The following is a 4,168-nucleotide window of genomic DNA, read 5'->3' as shown; positions in this document are numbered from 1 at the left end:
GTCACCTATGTAAGGTGACGAGGGCGTTCTTTATAGGAGCGCAATGACGATCATTATATGTAGTCAAGAGAGCTCCTGCCGAGCGGAGCATAGACCGCCTGCGTAAGTATGGATACTGGGGGTACTTATGCTCCCTATTTTCCACCGACTATCTCCCTGCTATCCACCGACTATCCACTACCTATCGACCTGCTATCCCCCGCCCATCCACAGCAGGTGCTGGGCGGGTGGCGGGCTATCGTGGTGTCCGAAGCAGTGCCTGCTCGTAGGCTCGGGCAAAGGCTCGGTAGTCCCCAAGGACAGAGGCGGAGAGACGAAGGAGGTTCGCCTCGGTGACGAGTAGCAGTTCGCTCCCCTCTCCGAGTACCGCACGGAGCCCTTCTGCAGAGCGTGCTAAGCGGAGGAAACGCTCGACCTCGCCAAGGCTTTGGAAGCCACGCACCCGAAGCCCCCTCAGCGGGAGATTCGCCCACGGGGTCAGCTCGAGCGTGCTCTGTGTAAAGTACTGGTAGAGGAAGGCCGTGAGGGCAAAGAAGGCTTCGTGTGGAGCGACCTCATCGGAGGTATAGAGCACCAGCACCTCGGGGAGCTCTCCCGCCTGCGGTGCGGTGAAGAGGCTATCGGCGCCACTCACCGCTGTCGTATCCTGTGGCGCAGAGCTCGGCTCAGCACCCACAGCGAGCGTGCTCGTGATCCTTCGCCCCGCCTGTAGCTGTAGGAGCATACGGGTGGCGAGCTCTGTGGCTTCGCCCTCGGGATAGGTGCGGGCTAGCTGGGCAAGCTTCGACTGGCAGGCCGTGTGGTCGCCCAGCTGTGCTCGGGTCAGCGCCTCGAGCAGTAGCGCCTGTGGCTTCAGGCGATGGGAGGGGAGAGTCTCCCCTATCTGCCGTAGGTATCGCTCCGCCTCTTCGGGTCGCCCTGCTCGGTAGGCAGTATAGGCTTCGTGGTACCACTTCGCCCCGAGAGAGTCCTGTTGCTTCAGACGTACCCGATAGTCCGCCCCCGCCCCCAGCAGACGAGCATGAGGGGACGTAGGGTAGCGACTCAGGATCGTCTCACGAAGGCTATCGGCCTCCGCCCCTCGCCCCCTTCGCAGGGATAGAAGGAGGTAGTGATAGCGAGCCTCTAGGTCTAGTGCCGAGTGGGGATAGTCCCGCACGAGTCGAGCATAGAGTGCCCCAGCATCATCCAGCCTACCGAGCTCGCCCGATAGGAGCTGTGCCATACCGAGCAGGAGCTTCGGGGTCTCGGCTTCGTCTGCACGACTCCCACTGCCTACACCCTTACGCTGGCTTAGGCTATCGCTTCGCTGGAGCTGGAGCGCAAGGGGCGCTAGTCGCTCCAGTGCTGGGAGGAGGGGCTCTAGGTGCTGACGCCTTGGGTGGTCAGCACCTAGGCTAGGCAGACTCTTACTAAGCGCTTGCCAAGCCTCGGGATAGTGTCGGCGAGCCAGCTGGAGCTCCCCCAAGAGAGCCCCCGCCTCAGAGGCAACAGCTCCCCCCCTAAGCGTAGCTGAGTCGATCGCCATACCGAGGTAGCCCAGTGCCCCGAGCGTGTCACGTCGCTGGAGAGAGACTTCCCCGAGGGCGAGATAGATCTGATCTCGGTAAGGATGGTAGGCTCTCTGAGTGAGTAGACCGAGGAGAGCCGAGAGGGCTTCGCCCCTCGCTCCTCGCAGTAGGATCATACGTAGCCGAGCGGCGAACTCGAGGGCGGGGCGAGGACTTCGCCGAGAGGCTTGCTGGTAAGCCTTGACCGCCTCCGCCCTTTGCCCTAGAGCTTCGTAGGTCTGCCCGAGGAGATACTCCAGGCGAGCACGCAGATAGGTATTGCGCTCCCGAGGGATGAGCTCCACGAGATGAGGTAGCGCCCGAGCCCGCTCCCCCGACAGCAGGTAGTACTCGGCTCGTGTCGTATGGTAGAGGAGGGGATGGCGTGCAATGGACTGCGGGGTGCTGTCTACCCGCTGGATGAGGAGGAGCGACTCGCCGAGGCGATCCTGCTGCAGGAAGCATCGTGCCTGCCACAGCAGGGCTCGGTCTCGCTCGTCTCGCTCGGTGGCATAGCGCTGCGCCATCTCGGCAAAGGTGGCTTGGGCTTCGTCTATACGCCCCTCGTAGAAGAGGCTCTTGCCCCATAGGAGCCAAGCGGAGGGGAGGGCAGGATTATATTCGGTCTTGGCTTGCTCGGCTACGGCCTTGGGGTCTCGTCGCCAGCCGGGTCGCTTGGCAGGCTTGCGCTGCAGGCTATGCTCTTGGAGAGCCTTCTCAGCCTTGGAGATACTGCGTGCGAAGTTGCCCGCAGGACGTGCCGAACGTACGAGCGGGGTAAGGGGATCGAGGGTAAGGGGGGAGAGGTAATCCTCCTGTAGAGCTTCGACGAAGGACTCTAGGGAGGCAGTGTAGGCCGTCTGGCCGTTGTAGAGGGTATTGTAGCGTGCAGTCAGGCTATGGTAGAGACGTGTCGTAGGCGTAGTCACACGTCGTGAGCACCCCACGAGGAGTGCAAGCAAGGGGAGGAGTGCAAGCAGGATGCCTAGCCTCGCCCACCCCGCCGCAGTAGGGTACGTACGCATTGTGCTAAGGCTAGTAGTAGGAAGAGGAGTAAGATGATCAGTACCCCCGAGGGGACAGAGACCACATAGTAGCTAAGGAGTAGCCCCCCGATATTGGCTAGGAGCGAGATCAGGATAGAGCCTAGGATAATGCGCCTAAAGTCCGAGGTGAAGAAGCCTACGATCGTCTGAGGAAGCGTCAGCAGGGAGAGCAGGAGCATGATCCCCACCGTACGGATGGTCAGCACCATGCTGATGGCTACGACCACGAGGAGCGCTTGCTCCCAGCGACGCACCGCTACACCACGTATCTCGGCGAAGTCCCTATCGAAGGATAGGTAGAGGATCGTACGATAGCCCACGGTGAAGAGCACTACCAGCAGGAGGGCAAGCACCGCCAGCGATACGAGATCCGCCGAGGTGACCAAGAGGATATTGCCAAAGAGGTAGGACGGCAGGCTCGTCGTATAGCCAGGAGTCAAGGTCATGAAGAGTACCCCCAGAGCCATCCCGAGGGCCCAAACCCCAGCGATGGCAGAGTCCTCCCTGATCCCCTCACTTCGGCTCATACGCCCAATAGAAAAGGCAGCAAGCACCGCTGCACCTGCTGCCGAGAGGATCGGGTTGATGCCTAGATATAAGCCTAGGCCAATACCCCCAAAGGAGGCATGCGTGATACCGCCACTGATGAAGACGATCCGCCTCACCACGATATAGGCTCCCACCACACCGCAGACCACTGCGGTGAGCAGGGAGGCGATGAGGGCATTCTGAAAGAACTGATAAGAGAAGATGCTCTCCATCCCTACCTCTGTAGACTAAGCCTTCCCGAGAGCTGCGCCCTCCGAGGCATGACGCCCGACGATAGCGTGGTAGTCACGCTGCTCTACGACGATCAGATAGAGCTCAGGGCGAAGGGTCTCGGGGAACTCGATCCCTCGTAGCTGTAGACTACGCACCCACCCAGGCACATCATCTTCGTCTAGTGAGAGCAGGATCTCACGGAACTCCTCGACCTGCCTATCGGTATAGCCTTCGGCAGTGATCCCACGGTAGCGATCGAGTTCCTCATCGTCGTAGTAGACGATCTCCGAGCTCACGGCAGCCAGCAGGCTATCGTGCTCACAGGTTAGGTGATTGCCACAGCAGCCACCTTCGCTGGGGACAAACTCCTCTTCCTCCTCTATGACCTCGCCACGTGCTACACGGCGAGCCTTGAGGAAGGACTGTATCGAGGCTACCAGAGCAGCTACTGCCCCGAGTACAACCAGCGCCAATACAATTACTAAGATACTTCCCATAATAATAGTAGTGTCTAGGCCTACCCTAGACAAAGGAATAAGCACATTTGCCCCTAGATAGTTCACTAGGTAGCGAGGAAAAGGATGGAATCCCCTGTCCCGAGCGCAGGGGTACCCTAGGGCTGACGCATGAAATCACTATAGTGCGAGGGCAAGGTCGTGAGGGAGTATACGCCGAAGATAGAAGTATCCGTGTCCTAGTCAGATATGCCATGCAAAGACCTCCTACCGAGGAGGGATGAGTATACACGTGTGTATACAACTGTATACCCACGTGTACACAACTGTATACACGCGTGTACACTACCTCGCT

3 protein-coding genes are annotated in these 4,168 nt (G+C 59.8%); all 3 read right to left on the bottom strand.

Annotated features, from left to right (window positions below; genetic code table 11):
• Positions 1–235: 235 nt before the first annotated feature.
• Genes QZ554_RS08195 through QZ554_RS08185 form a run of 3 tightly spaced genes read right to left on the bottom strand, consistent with a single transcriptional unit; the run spans position 236 to position 3,855 of the window.
• Complete coding sequence (locus tag QZ554_RS08195) at positions 236–2,575, bottom strand: tetratricopeptide repeat protein (protein ID WP_297195716.1); 2,340 nt, start codon at positions 2,573–2,575, stop codon at positions 236–238.
• Positions 2,536–3,357 (bottom strand): metal ABC transporter permease, encoded by an 822-nt coding sequence (locus tag QZ554_RS08190; protein ID WP_297179242.1) that lies wholly within the window; start codon positions 3,355–3,357, stop codon positions 2,536–2,538. The genes QZ554_RS08195 and QZ554_RS08190 overlap by 40 nt, the downstream gene beginning before the upstream one ends.
• A gap of 15 nt (positions 3,358–3,372) precedes the next feature.
• Positions 3,373–3,855 (bottom strand): phospholipase, encoded by a 483-nt coding sequence (locus tag QZ554_RS08185; RefSeq protein WP_297195715.1) that lies wholly within the window; start codon positions 3,853–3,855, stop codon positions 3,373–3,375.
• Positions 3,856–4,168 lie beyond the last annotated feature (313 nt).

It is taken from the genome of uncultured Porphyromonas sp. (genome assembly GCF_915070105.1).
GTDB lineage: Bacteria > Bacteroidota > Bacteroidia > Bacteroidales > Porphyromonadaceae > Porphyromonas.
This window is presented reverse-complemented; position numbering and strand designations above follow the sequence as displayed.